Source organism: Tardiphaga sp. 862_B3_N4_1, from assembly GCF_051811085.1.
GTDB classification, from domain to species: domain Bacteria; phylum Pseudomonadota; class Alphaproteobacteria; order Rhizobiales; family Xanthobacteraceae; genus Tardiphaga; species Tardiphaga robiniae.
On sequence record NZ_JBPWQB010000002.1, the window covers coordinates 1,884,886 to 1,902,867 of the forward strand.

15 protein-coding genes are annotated in these 17,982 nt (G+C 57.5%); 14 read left to right on the forward strand and 1 reads right to left on the reverse strand.

Annotated features, from left to right (window positions below; translation table 11 throughout):
* Positions 1 to 13: 13 nt before the first annotated feature.
* Both AB8B02_RS26245 and AB8B02_RS26250 read left to right on the forward strand, forming a co-directional pair.
* The gene (locus AB8B02_RS26245) at positions 14 to 925 is read left to right on the forward strand and encodes a flagellin (RefSeq protein ID WP_439065558.1); all 912 of its coding nucleotides are present in this window, start codon (positions 14 to 16) and stop codon (positions 923 to 925) included.
* Between the two features lie 43 nt (positions 926 to 968).
* Positions 969 to 1,187 (forward strand): helix-turn-helix domain-containing protein, encoded by a 219-nt coding sequence (locus AB8B02_RS26250; RefSeq protein ID WP_256461314.1) that lies wholly within the window; start codon positions 969 to 971, stop codon positions 1,185 to 1,187.
* A gap of 128 nt (positions 1,188 to 1,315) precedes the next feature.
* On the opposite strand, the gene AB8B02_RS26255 is transcribed toward AB8B02_RS26250, so the two are convergent.
* Positions 1,316 to 1,999, reverse strand: a complete 684-nt coding sequence (locus tag AB8B02_RS26255; protein ID WP_439065559.1) for a LuxR C-terminal-related transcriptional regulator — start codon at positions 1,997 to 1,999, stop codon at positions 1,316 to 1,318.
* Positions 2,000 to 2,525: 526 nt separating this feature from the next.
* Between AB8B02_RS26255 and AB8B02_RS26260 the strand changes: the two genes are divergently transcribed.
* The 12 genes from AB8B02_RS26260 (at position 2,526) to AB8B02_RS26315 (ending at position 17,977) form a co-directional block, all read left to right on the forward strand.
* On the forward strand, positions 2,526 to 3,443 hold the full coding sequence (locus AB8B02_RS26260; protein ID WP_439065560.1) for a LuxR C-terminal-related transcriptional regulator: 918 nt from the start codon (positions 2,526 to 2,528) through the stop codon (positions 3,441 to 3,443).
* 558 nt (positions 3,444 to 4,001) lie between these two features.
* Positions 4,002 to 4,724 (forward strand): sugar phosphate nucleotidyltransferase, encoded by a 723-nt coding sequence (locus AB8B02_RS26265; RefSeq protein WP_089266608.1) that lies wholly within the window; start codon positions 4,002 to 4,004, stop codon positions 4,722 to 4,724.
* A 76-nt stretch (positions 4,725 to 4,800) separates the two neighbouring features.
* Positions 4,801 to 5,937 (forward strand): DegT/DnrJ/EryC1/StrS family aminotransferase, encoded by a 1,137-nt coding sequence (locus AB8B02_RS26270; protein WP_089266610.1) that lies wholly within the window; start codon positions 4,801 to 4,803, stop codon positions 5,935 to 5,937.
* Between the two features lie 50 nt (positions 5,938 to 5,987).
* Positions 5,988 to 6,644: a sugar transferase gene (locus AB8B02_RS26275; protein ID WP_439065944.1), complete on the forward strand. Its 657-nt coding sequence runs from the start codon at positions 5,988 to 5,990 to the stop codon at positions 6,642 to 6,644.
* A 5-nt stretch (positions 6,645 to 6,649) separates the two neighbouring features.
* The gene (locus AB8B02_RS26280) at positions 6,650 to 7,657 is read left to right on the forward strand and encodes an SDR family NAD(P)-dependent oxidoreductase (protein WP_439065561.1); all 1,008 of its coding nucleotides are present in this window, start codon (positions 6,650 to 6,652) and stop codon (positions 7,655 to 7,657) included.
* 119 nt (positions 7,658 to 7,776) lie between these two features.
* The gene (locus AB8B02_RS26285) at positions 7,777 to 8,946 is read left to right on the forward strand and encodes a hypothetical protein (RefSeq protein ID WP_439065562.1); all 1,170 of its coding nucleotides are present in this window, start codon (positions 7,777 to 7,779) and stop codon (positions 8,944 to 8,946) included.
* Complete coding sequence (locus AB8B02_RS26290) at positions 8,924 to 10,198, forward strand: polysaccharide biosynthesis/export family protein (protein WP_309941003.1); 1,275 nt, start codon at positions 8,924 to 8,926, stop codon at positions 10,196 to 10,198. Before AB8B02_RS26285 ends, AB8B02_RS26290 begins: the two co-directional genes overlap by 23 nt.
* 191 nt (positions 10,199 to 10,389) lie before the next feature.
* Positions 10,390 to 11,181, forward strand: coding sequence for a helix-turn-helix transcriptional regulator (locus AB8B02_RS26295; protein WP_439065563.1), 792 nt, complete (start codon positions 10,390 to 10,392; stop codon positions 11,179 to 11,181).
* A gap of 369 nt (positions 11,182 to 11,550) precedes the next feature.
* Positions 11,551 to 12,771 carry a glycosyltransferase gene (locus AB8B02_RS26300; RefSeq protein WP_439065564.1) on the forward strand — a complete coding sequence of 407 codons (1,221 nt, stop codon included), beginning with the start codon at positions 11,551 to 11,553 and terminating at the stop codon, positions 12,769 to 12,771.
* Positions 12,768 to 14,021 (forward strand): O-antigen ligase family protein, encoded by a 1,254-nt coding sequence (locus AB8B02_RS26305; RefSeq protein WP_439065565.1) that lies wholly within the window; start codon positions 12,768 to 12,770, stop codon positions 14,019 to 14,021. Before AB8B02_RS26300 ends, AB8B02_RS26305 begins: the two co-directional genes overlap by 4 nt.
* 3 nt (positions 14,022 to 14,024) lie before the next feature.
* Positions 14,025 to 16,010, forward strand: coding sequence for an asparagine synthase (glutamine-hydrolyzing) (gene asnB, locus AB8B02_RS26310; RefSeq protein WP_439065566.1), 1,986 nt, complete (start codon positions 14,025 to 14,027; stop codon positions 16,008 to 16,010).
* A gap of 11 nt (positions 16,011 to 16,021) precedes the next feature.
* Complete coding sequence (locus AB8B02_RS26315; RefSeq protein WP_439065567.1) at positions 16,022 to 17,977, forward strand: AAA family ATPase; 1,956 nt, start codon at positions 16,022 to 16,024, stop codon at positions 17,975 to 17,977.
* Positions 17,978 to 17,982: the final 5 nt, after the last annotated feature.

Genomic DNA, 17,982 nt, shown 5'->3' on the forward strand with positions numbered 1-17,982 from the left:
GGGAGCCGACTTGATGCAGATGCGCGTTGCCACCTTTGCGATCAACGACCAGATGATCGCGTCTGCTTTGCGCACGCAAAGCACCATGGCCAATCAGCAGATCCAGGAGGCTTCGGGGCTGATCTCGTCGGATTTTGGCGGGTTGGGGTCATCGGCGCAGCAGGTGCTCAATCTTCAGGTCTCAGTCACCCGGGCGCAGTCCTATATCGATGCCGCCACACAGACCAACAGCAAGATCCAGGTGATGTACTCGGCCGTCAATTCGGTGTCCGATCTGGTGACACAGTTCCGCACTCTGCTGACGGGTGCATCGAGCGCTTCGAGCACGGATGCGGCCAGCGTCACGGAGAGCGCCAAGAACATGCTGGAGCAGATGGCGTCACTACTCAACACGCAATATAATGGCGGCTATCTGTTCGGCGGTTCTGCCACCAAAACCGCGCCGGTGGATATATCGAGTGCGACCTATGCCGCGGCATCGTCGCCGTCCACCGCAGACACGAGCTATTATCAGGGCGACAGTCAGCTCGGCGCTGTACGCGTCTCGGACAACCAGACGGTCTCTTACGGCGTCACGGCGGACAATACCGCTTTCGAGCAGATCATGCGGGCCATGAATCTGGTAGCGAGCAATTCGCCGCTTTCGACCGACACGCTCAATGAGGCGCTCGATCTGGCGGTCGATTCCATCGACAAGCTTGGTGTGGTGCAGACGCGGATATCCAACGCATCGGCCTCAATCGAGCGGGCCAGTGCCTACCAGACCGAGTATCAATCCTATGCCAAGACGCTCGGCAGCGATCTCACCAGTGTCGACGTTGCAGCGGTCACCGCCAAACTGTCGACCTATCAGGCCCAGCTTACGGCATCCTATGCCGCGATTGCCAAGGTTCAGAGCCTGAACCTGGCGAGCTATCTGCGATGATTTGGACGCGAGCGCGACCCTAAATGCGTCTTTCTAAGTTATCCTGTCCCAGCGCGTCGAGTTGGCCCGAAATCTTCTGATGAAGACCGATATGCCGTTGGCCGATGTTGCACAGGCTTGTGGCTTTGCCGATCAAAGCCACTTCACCCGCATCTTTTCCGCTGCGACCGGATTGCCGCGGGGCTTGGCGCCGCGCGACTGGCAATGCAGGTTCCTCAGCGATTTGCTGAAGAAGGCCCACCGATGTCGGGCAGGGTGGTGAAGCCACGCATCAGGGTCCTTTCGGCCTCCGCGATGGCGGCGAGGTGGATGTCGCCGACGAGGCTTGTGCGCCAATCAGTGCCCGTATCAGCGGGAAGTGGTGCACGGGTCAGCAGCGACTGCAGACGCTCAATCACAATGAACCGACAGAGCCCGATCCTCAAGAAAGCCCCCACGTTCGTTGTGCGATATGGCAAGCGCCGCAAGCACTGTCCGGTTGTTGATTTCAAGCTTCTGATAGATGTGATGGAGATGTTGCTTGATGGTGCCGTCAGCAATATTCAGCCGCCGCCCAATTTCCTTGTTCGACAACCCTTCAGAGACCAGGCGCATGATCTGACGCTCGCGCTCTGTCAGCACCGCCAGAACACTCTCCGTGATCGCGATACTCTTCTGTTCGGAAGGTATAACGTGATTGACCGCGGGAAGCGGCAATAGCCTTTGGCCAGTCGCGATCTCACGCAGGGACTGCATCAGGGTTTCGAGCGGCATGTCCTTCAGGATGACACCGTAGGCGCCAGCAGCGGCCGATAAAGCCAGTTGGCGATCTTCAACGACAGCGGTGAAAAAGACGATCCGCGTTGAAAGCCCCTCGGAGTTGGCGATGGCAACGATTTCCAGCCCGGTTAGGCCCGGCATTTCGATGTCTATAATGGCGATGTCCGGCGTTAAATTTCGAATCGCTTCGATACAGCTCGGGCCAGTGCTGCAGCACGCGACAATCTTGAAGCCGTTTTGCGCTTCAAGCACGCTCGTCAAACCTTGCAGAACCACAGGATGGCGGTCTGCGATCACGACACTGGTGCAACGCATGGGCGGTCCTCAGCCTAGCCCCCCAAAACTTAAACTCCACGCGACCCCGGATATTCCCTTCTTAGCCTAATTTTCTGGAGGCTCAAATTCGTTACGCTACATCGCAACGCAACAAAGAAAACACGTAACAACTTTGGGTGGACGTATCTGAAATTGTCACTCAAGGATAGACGTCCCGTATGACGAAGCACGCACTCCCTCTGCGAAGTTTGCGGTGAATCCCCCGTTTACTATTATGAACGACATCCCTCAGTACCGGCCCATCGCCTATAACTAAAGGTATATAGGGAGATCGAGAATTCGCATCTAACATTCATAAAATCGTCGCAAACGAGAAGGGAGGCGTCTTCAATTCGACGACGAAATGCTTCTAAAAAGACAGAGTTTCTTGCCGACTGAAAATATTCCAATGCCAAAATTTCTGCCGAAGAAGCGGGGCTTAACCGCCGACAGATCACCAAGAATGAGCTGAATTTCAAGCGCTCAGTTTTTTTTAAATCAGTTGCGTATGGTTGGGAGGGTCGCGATGCGGAGGCAACAATCTTTTTTTACAATTCTCGTTGGGAAAAATACTTTACTCAGAGAAGGTCTTGCCAGGATTTTACGCTCAGCAAATTTTCGTATCCTAGCCTCAGTATCAAGCGTGGATGATTTGCTCCCGGGTCAACCGCAAGCACACCAGCCTCTGCTTCTTATTGCTCACACCGGCGATGATTTTGACGCCGCGATTGAACAAATCGAACTTTTCAGGGACTACCATCCGGGCGGGCGCATTGCGATCGTGGCCGATCATTATCGAATGGACGAACTGGCTTCTGCGTTTCGGGCAGGTGCCAACGGCTACTTTGTCAACGTTATGACCTGCGATGTATTCATAAAGTCCATCGAACTGATAATGATGGGTGAAACGATCTTTCCTCCAGCATTTCTATCATCTGTTCTTGCTCCCGAAGGCAGTCACCCAGGCGAGACGGGGTCGCGTGACCAAAACAAGACGCAGGCGATTCTTATCGCTACAGAAGATATGACCACGCCGCAGCTTTCTCCGCGGGAAAAATCAATTTTGCACTGCCTGATTGAAGGCGCCTCCAACAAAAGCATCGCGCGGACGATCCATATCGCCGAAGCAACTGTAAAAGTCCACGTCAAGGCGATCCTTCGCAAGCTCCGTGTCCAGAATCGGACACAGGCAGCGATTTGGGGGATGAACAACGGATCACTGGCAGAACCGGCAAACAGCAACTCTCCGCCTTTAGCTGGCGATTCGAATGGTCGGCTTTCAAATCCCGTTGCGATGATCTCCGAGATCAAGAAAAACGAGACGCCAGTGCCACTGGGTGTGATCAACCACGAGCCAAATCATATTGAGGTCTCGCGCATCGACGGTCTGATCCGTAAGGGCATCAACGGAAAGATCTGTGGCGCGGCACGAGTCGGCAAATAGTCAGCGATTGTTGGCGTAGGCGAGCAAGTCGCGCCGACCGGTGGTCGTCGGAGCGTGGCGCTCGCGCCGGTGAACGATCGAACATGGATACGTGAGGCGCTGACGATCGCGCGTGTTCTTGCGACGCGCTTCAATAAATCACTCCACCGATCTTGGGCAACGGTTAGTGCGATGTCGCTCGCGCGCGTGAGGGATGCCGGGCGTCAGTTTCTAACAGGCTTTCTGAAAAGCCGGCTCGTTGCGCTGTTGTCGTCATTCCAAGCGTAGCGATGTCAATCGGGCCTCGCGATATCGTGCGCCAGCGATGCAGCCGAAGTCCGGTTCGGTCTGTCTCGTCCCATCATGCACCACTGCGAGCTGCAGCTTTGCCGCTGCAATACAGTGCTCGCGTGCAATCCAACTATCATTCCGACATCTCATGCAAACGCACGAAGACGCGCGGATAGTCAGCGTCTAGTTTTCTCGTCAATGGCATTCCGGTTTGGCCATCAGCACCAGGCCGGGCTGTCGCGTTGATATGATGAACGATTGCGCGCTTCAGTAACACAGGAGGATAATATGAAGGCTGTCATTCAATGCGGCGGAAAGGGAATGCGCTTGCGTCCGCATACATCCATCTTGCCGAAACCGCTTATGCCGATCGGATCGCGGCCCGTCCTCGAGCTCCTGCTCAAATGGCTCAGGCGAAATGGCATCAGAGAAGTCTTCATCACGACTGGATATCTGGGCCACCTTATTCGCAGTGTTTGCGGCGACGGCAATCAGTGGAACATGCAGATCGTTTACACGCAGGAAGTGGAACCGCTTGGAACGATGGGCCCGCTGTCGCTTTTGCGAGAACAACTCGACACGCCGTTTCTGGTCCTCAACGGCGACGTGCTCACGGACCTGAATCTCAGTCAGTTCGTGAGCTGTCATCGCCGACACCAAGGTCCCCTCACCATCGCCACCGCCACACGTCCTACCAAGATGGACTTTGGCGTGATCGACGAGACGGGCGGTTGCGTCACCGGATTCCGTGAGAAGCCCGAACTGTCGCATCTGGTGAGTATGGGCATCTACTGCATGGATCCCTCGGTGCTGGACCGCATTCCGTCAGGTGTTCCATTCGGCTTCGACGATCTGATGGCCCAGATGCTGGAAGAGGAAATACCCGTGAACGTATTCAAGCACAACGGCATGTGGCTCGACATCGGGCGGGTGGACGACTTCCTCAAGGCTCAGGATATTGCATGGGACGAGCAGTCGCCCCCGGCATTCGTGGCAACCGTCGCGGCCTGACGAAGACGCTGCATGTCACGGCTGCTGCTCGTGCAATCTCAAACGTATCGTCGAATCCGGGATTGGAGATGAACACATGTTATTGGTATCAGAGCCAGTCCTGGGTCCGGACGAGCAAACAGCCCTAGCCTCTGTCATCGAGAGCGGCTGGGTTACGATGGGAGACCGGGTCCGGGAATTCGAACAAGCGTTTGCTCATCTTCATGAGGCCGAGGATTCAATCGCCGTCGGCTCGTGCACGGCAGCCCTCCACCTCATCCTGCACGCGCTCGGCATTGGGCCGGGCGACGAAGTTCTCGTTCCATCGCTGACCTTCGTCGCCACGGCCAATAGCGTTCTCTATGTGGGAGCGCGCCCCGTTTTCGTCGATATCGATTCGGCCGAGATTCCGTTGATGTCGCTGGATGATGCTGAAGCCAAATGCACATCGAGAACAAAAGCGATTATTCTCGTCCATTTCGCCGGTTACCTCGCGCATCGCGACACTTGGCAGTCTTTCGCTCGTCGCAAGGGCCTGCTCCTGATCGAGGATGCAGCTCATGCGCCCGGACTGCCCGCAGTTGGGACCTATGGCGAGGCGGCAGCATTCAGCTTTTACGGCAACAAGAACATGACGACCGCCGAGGGCGGCGCCATTATCGCCCGCAGCCGCGCTTTGAGGGAAACCATCAAGCGAGCACGGTCCCATGGCATGACAAGCAGCACGCGACAGCGCCTCACCAGTCGTCGTCCCGACTACGACGTTACGATCCTCGGATTCAACTATCGTATGGACGATTTGCGCGCTGCCGTTGGCCTTGCCCAACTCAAGAAACTTCCGGAATGGAATGACACCAGGCGACGCCTGTCACTGTGCTATCGTCAGTTGATGGCGGAGCATTGCCCAGCGGTGATGATACCCTTCGCGAATCCTTGGCCATCGGCGCACCATCTGATGCCGGTCGTCCTGCCGACGGCAACCGATCGGCAGCCTGTGATCGATCGGCTACGCAAGCGCGGCATACAGACTACGATTCACTATCCCGCCGTCCACCACCTGACATTCTACAGAGAACTCTATCCCGATACATTCTTGCCGCGCACCGAGGAGTTTGCCCAACGGGAGCTCACGCTGCCGCTGCACCCCCGGATGAACCCGGCCGACGTGGAACAGGTAGTGAATTCTCTTGCCGCCGCACTTGGCACGGAGTTTCCATTAGGGGCAATCGCGTAGCCATGCGCGGGGCAGCGAACCAGCTCCTGGCGTCAACTCCTGTTACGCAGGTGGGCTTGCGGCGCGCCCTTGATATTCTGTTTGCCGGTGCTGCGACAGCCTCTCTCGCTCCTCTCTTCCTGATCGTAGCACTTGCTATCTGGATCGAAGGCGGAAGGCCGATTTTGTTCTCGCAACTTCGTCTCGGGCAAAATGGACGACCATTCCGTATGTACAAATTTCGCAAGTTCAGGCCGGATTGCGACCGGTATGGATGTCCGCTCACAATGGAGGGAGACGGCCGCCTGACTAGGATTGGCCGCATCCTTGCCGCGAGCAAGCTGGACGAGTTACCGCAACTCTGGAACGTTTTGCGTGGCGACATGGCGCTCGTGGGACCGCGGCCTGAATCGCTTGCATTCTTCGACTGCTTTCACGGTGGGTTCGAGAAGCTTCTCGACCACAAGCCCGGTCTTGTTGGTCCGTGCCAGGTCATGTTTCGACATGAAAGCAAGCTCTATCCCGCTGACGTTGCGGCTGTGGATTTCTATCGACAAGTTCTGTTCCCGACCAAAGCGAAAATCGATCTCGCTTATTTCCCGCGCCGAACACTGGCTTCTGATCTCGGCTGGATTGTTCGTGCGGCCTGGGCAATCGCGGTGGGATCGTGGACCGAATACACGCGGAAGAATCAATCGAAAGAATCTAAACAACAAACCGGACATTGACGGCCATGAATTACCTTGGTGCCAGAATTCTCGTCACGGGAGCCGACGGTTTCATTGGCTCGCACCTGACCGAAGCGCTTGTTTCGGCAGGGGCCAACGTTACCGCTCTTGCCCAGTACAATTCCTTCGATAGCCATGGTTGGCTGGATGACCTTCCGGATTCGACCCGAAAGAAAGTCAACCTGGTTCGCGGCGACATCCGCGATGCGGCTTTCGTCGGTCGTCTCGTACCCGGCCACGAAATCGTCTTTCATCTCGCGGCACTGATCGCGATCCCCTATTCCTACGTCGCTGCGCAATCCTATGTCGAAACAAACGTGCTCGGCACCTTGAATGTGCTCGAGGCCGCGCGGCAGTGCGGCACCGAGCGGGTCATTCACACGTCGACCAGCGAGGTCTACGGCACAGCCATAACAATGCCGATCGATGAAACTCATCCGCTGCAGGGACAATCGCCGTATTCCGCTTCCAAAATAGCCGCGGACATGATGGCAGGGGCTTTTGCGAAATCGTTCGGCGTACCAGTCGTCATCCTCAGGCCATTCAATACGTTTGGGCCACGACAGAGCGAAAGGGCGATCATCGCTGCCATCATACGGCAAGCGCTAGATCCTTCCTGCCCCGCGATCATGATCGGAGATGCAACAACCGTACGTGACCTTACATTCGTTGCAGATACCGCGGCCGCGTTCATGGCTGCCGGACTGGCCGAGGGCATCGAATACGGCCAGCCATATAACGCAGGTAGTCAGCGGGCGATCATGATCCGCGACCTGATTGATGTCATCGTCGATCTTACTTCCAGCGAAAAGCCTGTGCTTCAGGATGAGAAGCGTCTGCGACCGACAAATTCGGAAGTGCGCGCGTTGCTCGCTGACTGCACCCGCTTCGTCCATGCAACGGGATGGTCACCGCGGGTCACGCTGCGGGAAGGGTTGGAGCGGACAGTTGACTGGTGGCGTCATCGCCTATCGGGAAAGCAAGTCCGGCGGCAAAGGGATTTCATCACATGATGGCCCGGCTAAGTTATGCCCGAGCTCTCCTGTGCTGTGGCGCCCTTGTCTTGCTCGCTTCCTCAAGACCCGCCTCAACGGAATCGCTCGGAAACGCCCAATTCCTCCCGGCGCCGGCCATGGATTTGCCTGGCTATCTCGCGCCAGTCGTCGATGCGTCCCTAGGTACGACCTTGGTTCGTGTGACCACGCCTGAAAGTCCGATGGGAAACGGCATGGTTTGCAAGCGTTCCTATTGCACCCATCGCTATTCGAGTGCGCAGGCGTGGAACGCCGACCAGAGCCTGCTTTTGATTGTCAACGGATGCAATGGACTGTGCTTTCTTGATGGGCACACCTATGCTCCACTGTTCCGGCGACAGCGCGGGGGTGAATGCGAATGGCATCCGCAAGATCCAGAGCTCATGATTTGTGTCGCCGGGCGCCGCATTTCGCGATGGTCGCCGCGAAGCAACGCCGAAGATGTAATTCTTGAGACGGAAGTATATCGGGAGCTTCAATTCGGCCCGTACAAAGGCAATCCCTCATGGGACGGCAACCGTATCGTGGTGCGCGCCATCGGCCAGCAGGGCACGCTTGTCGCATTTGCGATGGATCTTTCGGATCGCCGGAAATTTCCTGATATTGAGCTGGCGCGAATTCCCGGCAAAAACAGCTATTGCGGAATCTCGCCGCTGGGCAAGTACATATTCTGCCAGCAGTCTCTCATTGACTTCACAGATCAAGCATTTGTCTTCAGCATTGAGGGTGATCTCCTGCAGAGCTGGACAGAGCATCACCGGCCCGGCCACGGCGACATGACCGTCGATGCCGGCGGTGATGAAGTTTATGTCGGCATCAGTAAGTCGGCGCCCGACAAGTATCAGGTCATCAAACGGAGACTCCAAGACGGACAGGTCACGGCGCTCGCTCCCTATGGAGAAGCTCAGCATGCATCGATGCGAGCGATACGCCGTCCCGGCTGGGTCTTCATGAGTTATGCCGGCGCCGCGCTCGCTCCCGCCGGCGGCAAGAAAGTGGCACCGTTCGCTCAGGAAGTTATCGCACTTAAAATCGATGGCAGTGGCGAATTTCGACGTATCGCGCATACGCGCAATGCTCCGTATGACTATTGGAGCGAAACGCATGGCTCACCTTCTCCTGATGGATCGCAAGTCATCTGGTCGAGCAACTGGGGGCAACGAGGCGGGCCGGTATTTGATTTTGTTTCCCGCATCGACTGGGCTGATCGAGACAGCGGAAACGACTTAGCGCAAGGAGATCGTCATGAAGGGCAACAGGCGCAGTAAGACTTTCGGCTATGTCTCCATCGGCTTCTGGGCAGGAATCGTTGTCTTGGCGGGCAGCGACGCTTGCCTCGGAGCTCAATACAGCCTCGCGCCGGGCGATACTGTCGAGGTGTCGGTCGGTGGAGCGCCTGAACAGCGCAATAGAGCTCAGATCCAGATTGACGGCACCATTGCTCTTCCCGGGGTCGGTACGGTGCCGGTTGCAGGTCTGACCCCGTCGGAACTTCAGACCCGCATGGAGACGCTGCTGCAGTCCAGGATTCTGCGTCAGCGCTCACCGGATGGGCGCGAGCAGGCGCTCGTCATCAAGCCTGGGGACGTGATCACGAGCGTCGTGGAATATCGACCGATCTACGTCACAGGCGACGTTCTCACGCCCGGACAGCTGGTGTATCGCGCGTCCATGACTGTACGCCAAGCCGTTGCAGTCGCCGGTGGCTTTAGCCTGTTGCGTTCTCGCGGTCAGGTCGGTGCTATCGATCCGGCGGATCTGTTGCGCGATTACCAATCTTTGTCGACCGAGTACATCAAAGAGTATATCCACGTGATCCGCACCAATGCGGAACTCCAGGGCAATGACAGCTTCGATCAGAAGATACCCAGCGAAGTATCTTTGCCGGTCTCCGTCATCGAGTCGATCATGCAATCCGAGTCGGCGTCGCTAAAGACCGCGCAAATCGACTATCGTAAGGAACGAAGCTTTCTAGAGGATGCAGTCAAACAATCGGAGGCTCAGCTCGTAACCCTCAGGAAGCAGCAGGACGGTGAGGAAAAGGGTGTTCAGGCCGATGAGGATGAGCTGGATCGGGTAGCCAAGTTGTTTGGCGCAGGATCATTGCCAAGCCCCCGTGTTACGGAAAGCCGACGCGCTCTTCTGTTGTCGTCGACAAGGCGTCTTCAGACGATGGTCGAAGTCATGCGGCTGCAACGTCAGCGCGACGACTTCGTGCGCCAGATCGAGCGGGTCGCCAATCTGCGAACCATCAATCTGTTGCGCGAGTTGAAGGATTCAACCGTTCGCATGGCGGACTTGCGGGTTAAATTGCAGGCGTTGAGTCAAAAATTGCAGCCTGTCGGCGGTGCGGGAGCACTACCTGTCGGAACCAGCGATCTCCGAGCAGAGGTAACGATCGCACGAAAGGTCGGCCAGCAGTGGAACAGGATCGTCGCATCAGTTGATTTCGATGTAGAGCCGGGAGATGTGGTCGAAGTTGCGCTGCGCCCTTCGGGAGTAGCCAGCGCATCTAACTGAGCCATTGGCACAAGCGGGGGTACCCACAAAGGATACCGCGCTTACGACCTCTGGCCGGACGCCTGCACAAAACTGCGCGCTGAGGCGCGCATCGCTTTTTCAGCCGACATTTCCTCCATGTCATTCAGACCGCTAGAGGCCCCACGAATAGTAGACTGCCTCAGCCAAATGTGCAGTCGGATTACCCCAACTTGAACATTTACATGGCTCATCGAAATTGGAATGCTTTCCCTCCGATCAATCCTTGTCATTCGATTGAAGTAGTAGGCGAAGGGAATGACGACATGTTGAATTTGAACCAGAGTGCCACATTGCCCGGCGCAATTGCATCGCTTCATCCCTGCAGGGAATCCATCTTCAACATTTCGAATCGTGCTCCCGCTATCCGGCCAGACGCTGACCCAGGCAAGAAGCCCGACCTTGGCGAGCAACGTGACGTCCTACACGCGGTTTTGGCGCGTATTGGCTGCGGGCAAGTTCTGCTCAAGCGTGGCTGTGTGCTTGACGTGAGTGCAATCGGACGTGCGATATTGGAACGCGAATGCAACCTCACCACCAGCCCTGAAACGCTCTACAGCGCCGTCAAGCAGCTGGTGAACCGCGCGGGAGCCCAAATTCCCGTTGGCTCGACATCATGGCTCGCGACTTCCTTCAAGGAGGGCGTCACCAGCCTTGTAAGCCAGATGGCCAATGTTTGGACGGATGAAACCAGCACCATCATTCTGCTCGATCTCGACGCTCATCCGGAGCCGACGCCCCAAGCGCTCCGGTGTTTGTTCGGCTTCACAGCCGCGGAAACCCAGCTTGCAGTCGAATTGGCGCGCGGCCATAATTTGCTTGATATTGCTCGCGCCCGACGGCTGAGCCGGACGACGATCCGCTCACATCTGGCCTCCCTGTTCGTCAAGACACAGACACGGCGGCAGGCGGAGCTGGTTGCATTACTCGGGCGTGTCGCCGTCCTGCCTTCTCCCGGTAATTGAGTCTGACGATAGGCACCCAGGCGAGCCTCCTTGTTCATCCGGGCACAAACACAGCGGCAAGTGAAACGGGTCGCCGACAGGCCTGCTTTGCTCCGACGTTTGAACTGATTCTGGATCTGACGACACGACGCTTCAGCTTGCGTGCATGATGCCAAACGCGCTTCGGAGTAATCCTCTTGGTGTCGATGTCTCAATTCTTCAGGATCGCCGAATACTTCCGACGCGGCCGTCATTCGAACGAATGAAGACACTTTGTGATCGCCTCGTAAGCTCACATCGTCCGCTCATACGCGAGGACATCGAAATTCATCTGTAGCCGATTCTCCGGATCGACTGGGCTGCATTCCGATTGCGACCGAAAGGATTAGCATGACGTTGCATGTGCTTTGTGTGGGAGGCGAGGATCATGCCCTACGGATCCCATTTCTGGCAGCTTTGCGCAGTCGTGGCTTTCGGGTGAGCGCTGCCGGTACTGGCGCCGCACTCCCGTTCTCAAATAGCGGCATCGAGTATCATCGCTATGACTTCAATAGATTCGGTGCACGGGTTGCTGACCGCCTAGCTGTCGGCCAGCTCTCACAGCTTGTGCGTGGCATTCGACCGGACGTTGTTCAAACGTTCGATACCAAACCAAATCTGCTTGCTCCTCTTGCGGTGAGAGGCGCAGTCCCCATTGTGCGCACCATCAACGGAATGGGTTGGGTATTCTCCTCGGCACAGCTGAAAGCTCTTGCATTCAGGCCAGCTTACCTAGCGCTGCAGCGGTTGGCCGCCTGCTGGACCTCGGCAACGGTATTTCAAAACAAGGAGGATGGCGACTTTTTCCGCCGCTATCGTCTGCTTGGCAGCAGCCCCGCTGTACTGATCGGAAGTTCGGGAATCGATGTCGATGCTTTCGACACAGCGCGGGCTCAGGCGCCGTCCACCGCACAACTTCGTACAGAACTCGGACTCGGTGACGACGAAGTCGTCATGACTGTGAGCCGACTGACCGTACAAAAGGGCATACCCACGCTTCTGGATGCGGCGGCGATTGTCCGCGAAGCGCGGCACCGCGTTCGTTTCTTGCTTGTCGGTCCAAGGGAGAGCGAAGGTCCTTTTGCCGTGGATCAGGCTTTGATTGATCGATACGCACCACACGTAATCGCTCTCGGTGCGCGATCCGACGTTCCTGCGCTTCTCGGAATCGCGAATGTCTTTGCCTTCCCGACGGAGTATCGGGAAGGAATCCCCCGTGTTCTGCTGGAAGCAGGATTGGCGGGTGTGCCTATTGTCGCCACGCGTATGCCAGGCTGCGGCGATGTTGTGGTGGAGAACTGCAATGGCCATTTGGTGCCGCCCCGGGACCCGCGTGCGCTCGCCGCAGCCATTCTCGATCTTCTCCAGGATCCTGCCCGCGCAAAGAGCATGGGACAGCGCTCGATCGCGCTCGTGCGCCGTGAGTTCGACCTGAACGTCGTGGCTGACCGCTACGCCGATCTTTACAGGAAGCTGATTTTCACCGGGAGGCGAAGCGAAGATCCGGCTGCTTTGTCTCGCGACGCCCATGAAGATCGAAGGGTTAGCCAGCACAGCGGGAAATCATCATGATCGCCAATGCGCTTCTTTCTTTTGGCATCGTGCTTACGACAGCTTCACAGCTGCGCCTTCCCGGAATTCCGCTGGGTGTTGGCGAGGTCTGTCTTGTCCTGTGGCTAGCCTTCGTCTCATTGCGAGTCATCGTTACCGGCCAGATTTACAACGCGACAGCTTTGCTCCGAATCGGTGCGTTTTGGGCCTGTCTTGCACTCGCCCTGAGCATAGGGACATGCGTGGCCTATCTGAGCGAGGAGCTGGACCTTCCTACGATGTTGCACGACACCTTCGCGTATCTGTTGGTGGCAGCTTTGACCTGCCTCATCGTCGCAACGATGGAAGCCAACGCTGCCCTACGTCAAACCCAATGGTTCCTGCTCGCTTTCTGGAACATCGCACTGGTCCTTCAGATCGCTGCGGGCTGGTCCATCATCAGCCTGCCGTCGGTCGATCCATGGTATTGGGATCGATTTCGAGGCTGGGCGGAGAATCCCAATCAGATCGCTCTCTATTGCGCCGTTTTGACGCCGCTGTCTCTCAGCCTTGCCCTATCGGCCAAAGGGTTTGGCCGCATCGCGGCATCATTCAGTTGCCTGCTAACCTTCGCCGTCGGGCGCCTGACCAAAAGCGATACATTTCTTGTTGCGATGGTGATTGCCACCGCGATCTTTTCTTTGCTGCGTTTGCGCAGTTGGCTGACCTCGCCACAGCACAGACTAAATTTCCGGTCGGTGGTCGCGGTTCTGGTCATCGCCGCCGCCGTCCCTCTGGCGCTCGCATTAGCACCGTATGCCGTTGCGACCGCCGATGAGTTTGAAGGTCTGGCAATCAGTCTGGCCAAGGACCGTGGCGGCGAGGCAACGAAGCGCACCGCGTCCCTGCGACTGCAACTCTGGGAAGATGCACTCCGTCGAGGGCTGGAAACCGGATCGCTCGGGCTGGGGCCAGGCCCGCATCTCGAGAAGCCGAACGTCGCCAATAACAAGGCGCTTCCAACTCCTTTCGAAGCCCATAGCACACTGCTGGATATATTTACGCAAGGTGGCCTGCTCGCTGTGATTGCCGTTTGCGGCCTCTTCGCAGGCACGTTCATGCTCATGTTCCGCGCGAAGCTCGATGCCCTGGCAGCATTGTTCGCTGCGCTGGCCATTTTCAGCATCAGCCATTTCATCTTGCGTCATCCCATCGTGTGGTTCGCGTTTGCTCTCAGCCTGATCCTTGGATCGGCGCGCCCGCCGTCGCCGCACACGCGTATCGGAAGCTAGATCATGTGTGGAATCGCCGGAATTCTTCAGATGCCAAAAGCTTCCCGATCCGCCGATCTGGATGCGATCGGCCGAATGACGAATCGTTTGCACCATCGCGGACCCGATGCCCACGGTTCATGGTGCGATCGTGACGCCGGGATTGCATTCGGGCATCGCCGGCTCTCCATCGTTGACCTCACCGACGCGGGGCGACAACCGATGCTTTCCGAGAGCGGCCGATTCGTCATCACATTCAATGGTGAGATCTACAATCATCCGTCGTTGCGACAGGAGCTTCAACGCCTCGGCCAGAACTTCATCGGCAGCAGCGATACCGAGGTCTTGCTCGCGATGATCGAGAGATGGGGATTCGAGGCTGCCCTGGCGCGCTGCAACGGCATGTTCGCAATCGGCCTCTGGGATCGGCAGACCCGTACGCTCCATCTGGCCCGCGATCGAATGGGAAAGAAGCCCCTATACGTCGCCAGAACGAGAAATGCCGTTGTCTTTGCTTCAGAGTTGAAGGCGATCGACGCGTTCCCCGATTTCGTTGCGGAGGTCAATCCGCGCGGGGTCGCTGAATTTCTCGCTCGCGGCTGGCTACCGGATGAACATTGTATATGGAAAGACGTCTTCAAACTTCCGCCCGGCAACATTCTATCTTTCGGCGCCGATGAACTTCTGGCATCTCGGGATGCTGCAGCGCTTCGGGCAAAGGCGCGCACTTGGTGGTCGCTGACCGACATCGCAAAGCACGGCCGAAGAAACCCCGTTTCCGCGGACGATGGCGAGCTCGTGTCGCATCTTGATGGCCTGCTTCGCGAGGCTGTCGGTGAGCGCATGGTTGCCGACGTGCCAATCGGGCTGTTCCTGTCCGGTGGCATCGACAGTTCAACTGTCGTCGCCCTGATGCAATCCCAATCCGCCCGGCCCGTCCGCACGTTCACTATCGGTTTCGGCGAGCCCGCCTTCGACGAAGCGGCCAGTGCCGCGGCTGTGGCTCGTCACCTCGGCACGGACCACACGGAGCTACGTCTCACTCCCTCGGAGGCCATGGATGTCATTCCCGAACTGCCCCGTATTTGGGACGAGCCGTTCGCCGACGAATCGCAGATTCCGACGCTGCTGCTATCTCGCCTCGCCCGCCGGGATGTAACTGTTGTCCTCTCCGGTGACGGCGGAGACGAATGTTTTGCTGGATATTCCAGGCATCTTTTGACCGCCCGTCTGGCTCCCCTTCTTAACTCCAATCGAGCACTTCGGCGAACGGCGGCAATGGGTGTGTCATTGCTCGCCCGCGGTTTGCGGGAAGACATCGCTGACGCGTTGCCTCTTCCAGGCCGCCTGCGACGGATGATCGGAAGCGACCGGATTAACCGCCTTGCGCAACTGTTTGCAGGCAATGACGCCGACGACATGTACCGGAAAGTTATGCGGCTTTCCGAGCTGCAATTGACCCCGGAGCAGGTAACCGATTCGGCTAAGGTGCCGCCGCTGAACGATCTTCTATCCGACTTCATTGTACGGGACATGATCGGTTATCTCCCCGGCGACATTCTGGTGAAGCTCGATCGCGCCAGCATGGCGACAGGCCTGGAAGCGCGCTGTCCAATTCTCGACCATCGCGTCGTGGAATTCTCCTGGCGGCTGCCGAACACGGCCAAGGTGCGCGACGGACAGGGCAAGTGGATCTTGCGGCAGGTTCTCAGCCGTTACTTGCCGCGCCACTTGATAGATCGACCCAAGCAGGGCTTCGACGTGCCTGTCGGCGCCTGGTTGAAAGGCCCCCTGCGCTCATGGGCTGCAGACCTGCTCTCCGAATCACGCCTTAACCGCCAGAATTTGCTGGACGTACAACGAGTCCAGAGCTGCTGGCAGGATCATCTGAGTGGCAATCGCGATCACTCGCGAATGCTATGGGCCGTCCTGATGTTGCAATCATGGCTAGGAATGATGGTTGAACAGAGTACGTGCCGATCGACAGATACCCTCGAGCCCGCACAGTAGAGGAGCGAGCTATGGAAGCGTTAGTAGGAAGACGTATTCGATCCCTGCAGGCTCTTTCGCCGGATATGGCAGAGGACGAACTTGGGCGGCGCCTGACGGAACAATCCCTGGCTTCAAATGACGGTCTCCAGTCTTTGAATCGCGTGCTGGATAGCGTGCGGAAGTACAGGCGGCTTGTCGTCAGGATGATTGTCGTCGGCGCCTTGCTAGCTGGAGTAGCCGGCCTTCTTATGTCTCCTTCTTATCTGGCGACGGCACAACTTGCTGTTGACGTCCGACAGTCCGGCGCAGTCGATGCCTTGAATGCCGGTGGCGCATCCGCAGCACCTACACCGGCCGCCGAGGAATCCACCATCGACACACATGTCACGGTGCTGCTTTCCGACGCCTATCTGCGGAGACTCCTTCCAACGCTCCGCGCTCTCGAAGATGCGAGGCACGGTGCTGAAACGGGGTCACGAACGTGGATGCAAAGCTTGCGCACGCTCTTTGGTCGTACATGGTCAGCAACCAAGGAGCTGCTACTTGGCAAGAACCACGAGCCCGATGACGGGTCGGCTCTCGCTGCTCTAAAGCGCAGCTTGAAGGTTGGTCAGGAGCGGCGCTCCAGAATCATCGCCGTTACTTCTATGGCCGCCAATCCGCAACGAGCGGCGGAAATCGCCAATACGGTGGCACAATCGTATGTCGACGAGGTCGCGCGTCAGAAGCAAAGCGATGTGGAGTATGCTTTGAGCTCCCTTGCGACACAATCATCCAAAGTTCAGCGTGACCTTGCAAAGGCGGAGGAGGAACTAAAAGCCTCCCGTCTTGGCCTGCCCTCTCCCTCACGGGACGCCGCGCTGGAGTGGCAGGTCACCACGCTGGCGCAACAGTTTGAAACGCTTCTGCGGCGGCGGCAGGAGCTCACCGCAAAAGGTCTGACCGCGCAATCAGACGTCAGTATTCTCGCCACGGCCACACCGCCAGAACGACCGACCTCATTACACCCGCTACTTATGATTCCTCCTGCGGCAATTATCTTCGCTCTGCTGGCTTGTGTTCTCGCAGTCGTATTGAATCACTTCGATCGGACCCTGCACACGGAAGCCGACGCCGCTGAAGCTCTGCGTATTCCATGCGCCGGACTGATACCTTCGATTCCACTGGAGCCAGGCAAGCAGCCGCATTATGTTTTGGAGGAGCCTGCGAGCCACTATGCCAGAGCAATCCGCTCCATTCTGGTATCCATACTGGCCTCCGACCCGGCAACCCCACGATCGCAGCGTGTTGTCCTCGTCAGCTCCAGCATCGGTGGGGAAGGCAAGACCACACTTGCATGGAGCCTTGGTCTTTACGCTGCCCGGCTCGGGTGGCGCACTCTACTCCTTGACTTTGGCCAATTCACTCGTCGACCGAGTGGCGAGAGCGCCAACTTACTCAGTGTACTGGCGTATGGCCGTCCACTTGCAGACGCGATCGAACATATCCATGAGTCCGGAATTGACTACCTGCCCGCCACATCGTTTGGGGGACATCGGCTTCGGATTCTCGCCGACCCCAAGATTCCTTCGTTGCTCCGACAGCTGAGCGACACCTATGATTTCGTGATCATCGACGGACCTTCGCTGCTGGAAGCCCCGGAAGCAAGACTTCTGGCGAGTTGGGCTGACCACGTTTTGCTCGCCATTCACTCTGGAAGCACCGATCGTGAGGCGGCGCAGACTGCGCTGCATCAACTTGTTCGGACAGAACATCTCAACCCTGCCCAGAACACGAGATTCTCGTCGGTCTTAACTCGTGTCGAGCCGCTACAGCAGGACCAGTTCGGTGAGCGCGCACAGCAGCTGGTCAAGAGGACTTGGGGCGCACTCTGCCGGCGGTCGAAGAGAGCAATCACGTGGCGAACGTGGCGCGGAGACGCAATCGAGCTGAAACGCTCCGGATCACCCAAACTGAACCCCCGCAATTGGTTGAGAAGCGATTGAGGGCA

Excerpts from the sequence above, each read along its gene's own strand:
- AB8B02_RS26245 (WP_439065558.1), top strand. The coding sequence starts at position 14 with ATGCAGATGCGCGTTGCCACCTTTGCGATCAACGACCAGATGATCGCG.
- AB8B02_RS26255 (WP_439065559.1), bottom strand. The coding sequence starts at position 1,999 with ATGCGTTGCACCAGTGTCGTGATCGCAGACCGCCATCCTGTGGTTCTG.
- AB8B02_RS26260 (WP_439065560.1), top strand. The coding sequence starts at position 2,526 with ATGCGGAGGCAACAATCTTTTTTTACAATTCTCGTTGGGAAAAATACT.
- AB8B02_RS26265 (WP_089266608.1), top strand. The coding sequence starts at position 4,002 with ATGAAGGCTGTCATTCAATGCGGCGGAAAGGGAATGCGCTTGCGTCCG.
- AB8B02_RS26270 (WP_089266610.1), top strand. The coding sequence starts at position 4,801 with ATGTTATTGGTATCAGAGCCAGTCCTGGGTCCGGACGAGCAAACAGCC.
- AB8B02_RS26280 (WP_439065561.1), top strand. The coding sequence starts at position 6,650 with ATGAATTACCTTGGTGCCAGAATTCTCGTCACGGGAGCCGACGGTTTC.
- AB8B02_RS26285 (WP_439065562.1), top strand. The coding sequence starts at position 7,777 with ATGGATTTGCCTGGCTATCTCGCGCCAGTCGTCGATGCGTCCCTAGGT.
- AB8B02_RS26290 (WP_309941003.1), top strand. The coding sequence starts at position 8,924 with ATGAAGGGCAACAGGCGCAGTAAGACTTTCGGCTATGTCTCCATCGGC.
- AB8B02_RS26300 (WP_439065564.1), top strand. The coding sequence starts at position 11,551 with ATGACGTTGCATGTGCTTTGTGTGGGAGGCGAGGATCATGCCCTACGG.
- AB8B02_RS26305 (WP_439065565.1), top strand. The coding sequence starts at position 12,768 with ATGATCGCCAATGCGCTTCTTTCTTTTGGCATCGTGCTTACGACAGCT.
- asnB (WP_439065566.1), top strand. The coding sequence starts at position 14,025 with ATGTGTGGAATCGCCGGAATTCTTCAGATGCCAAAAGCTTCCCGATCC.
- AB8B02_RS26315 (WP_439065567.1), top strand. The coding sequence starts at position 16,022 with ATGGAAGCGTTAGTAGGAAGACGTATTCGATCCCTGCAGGCTCTTTCG.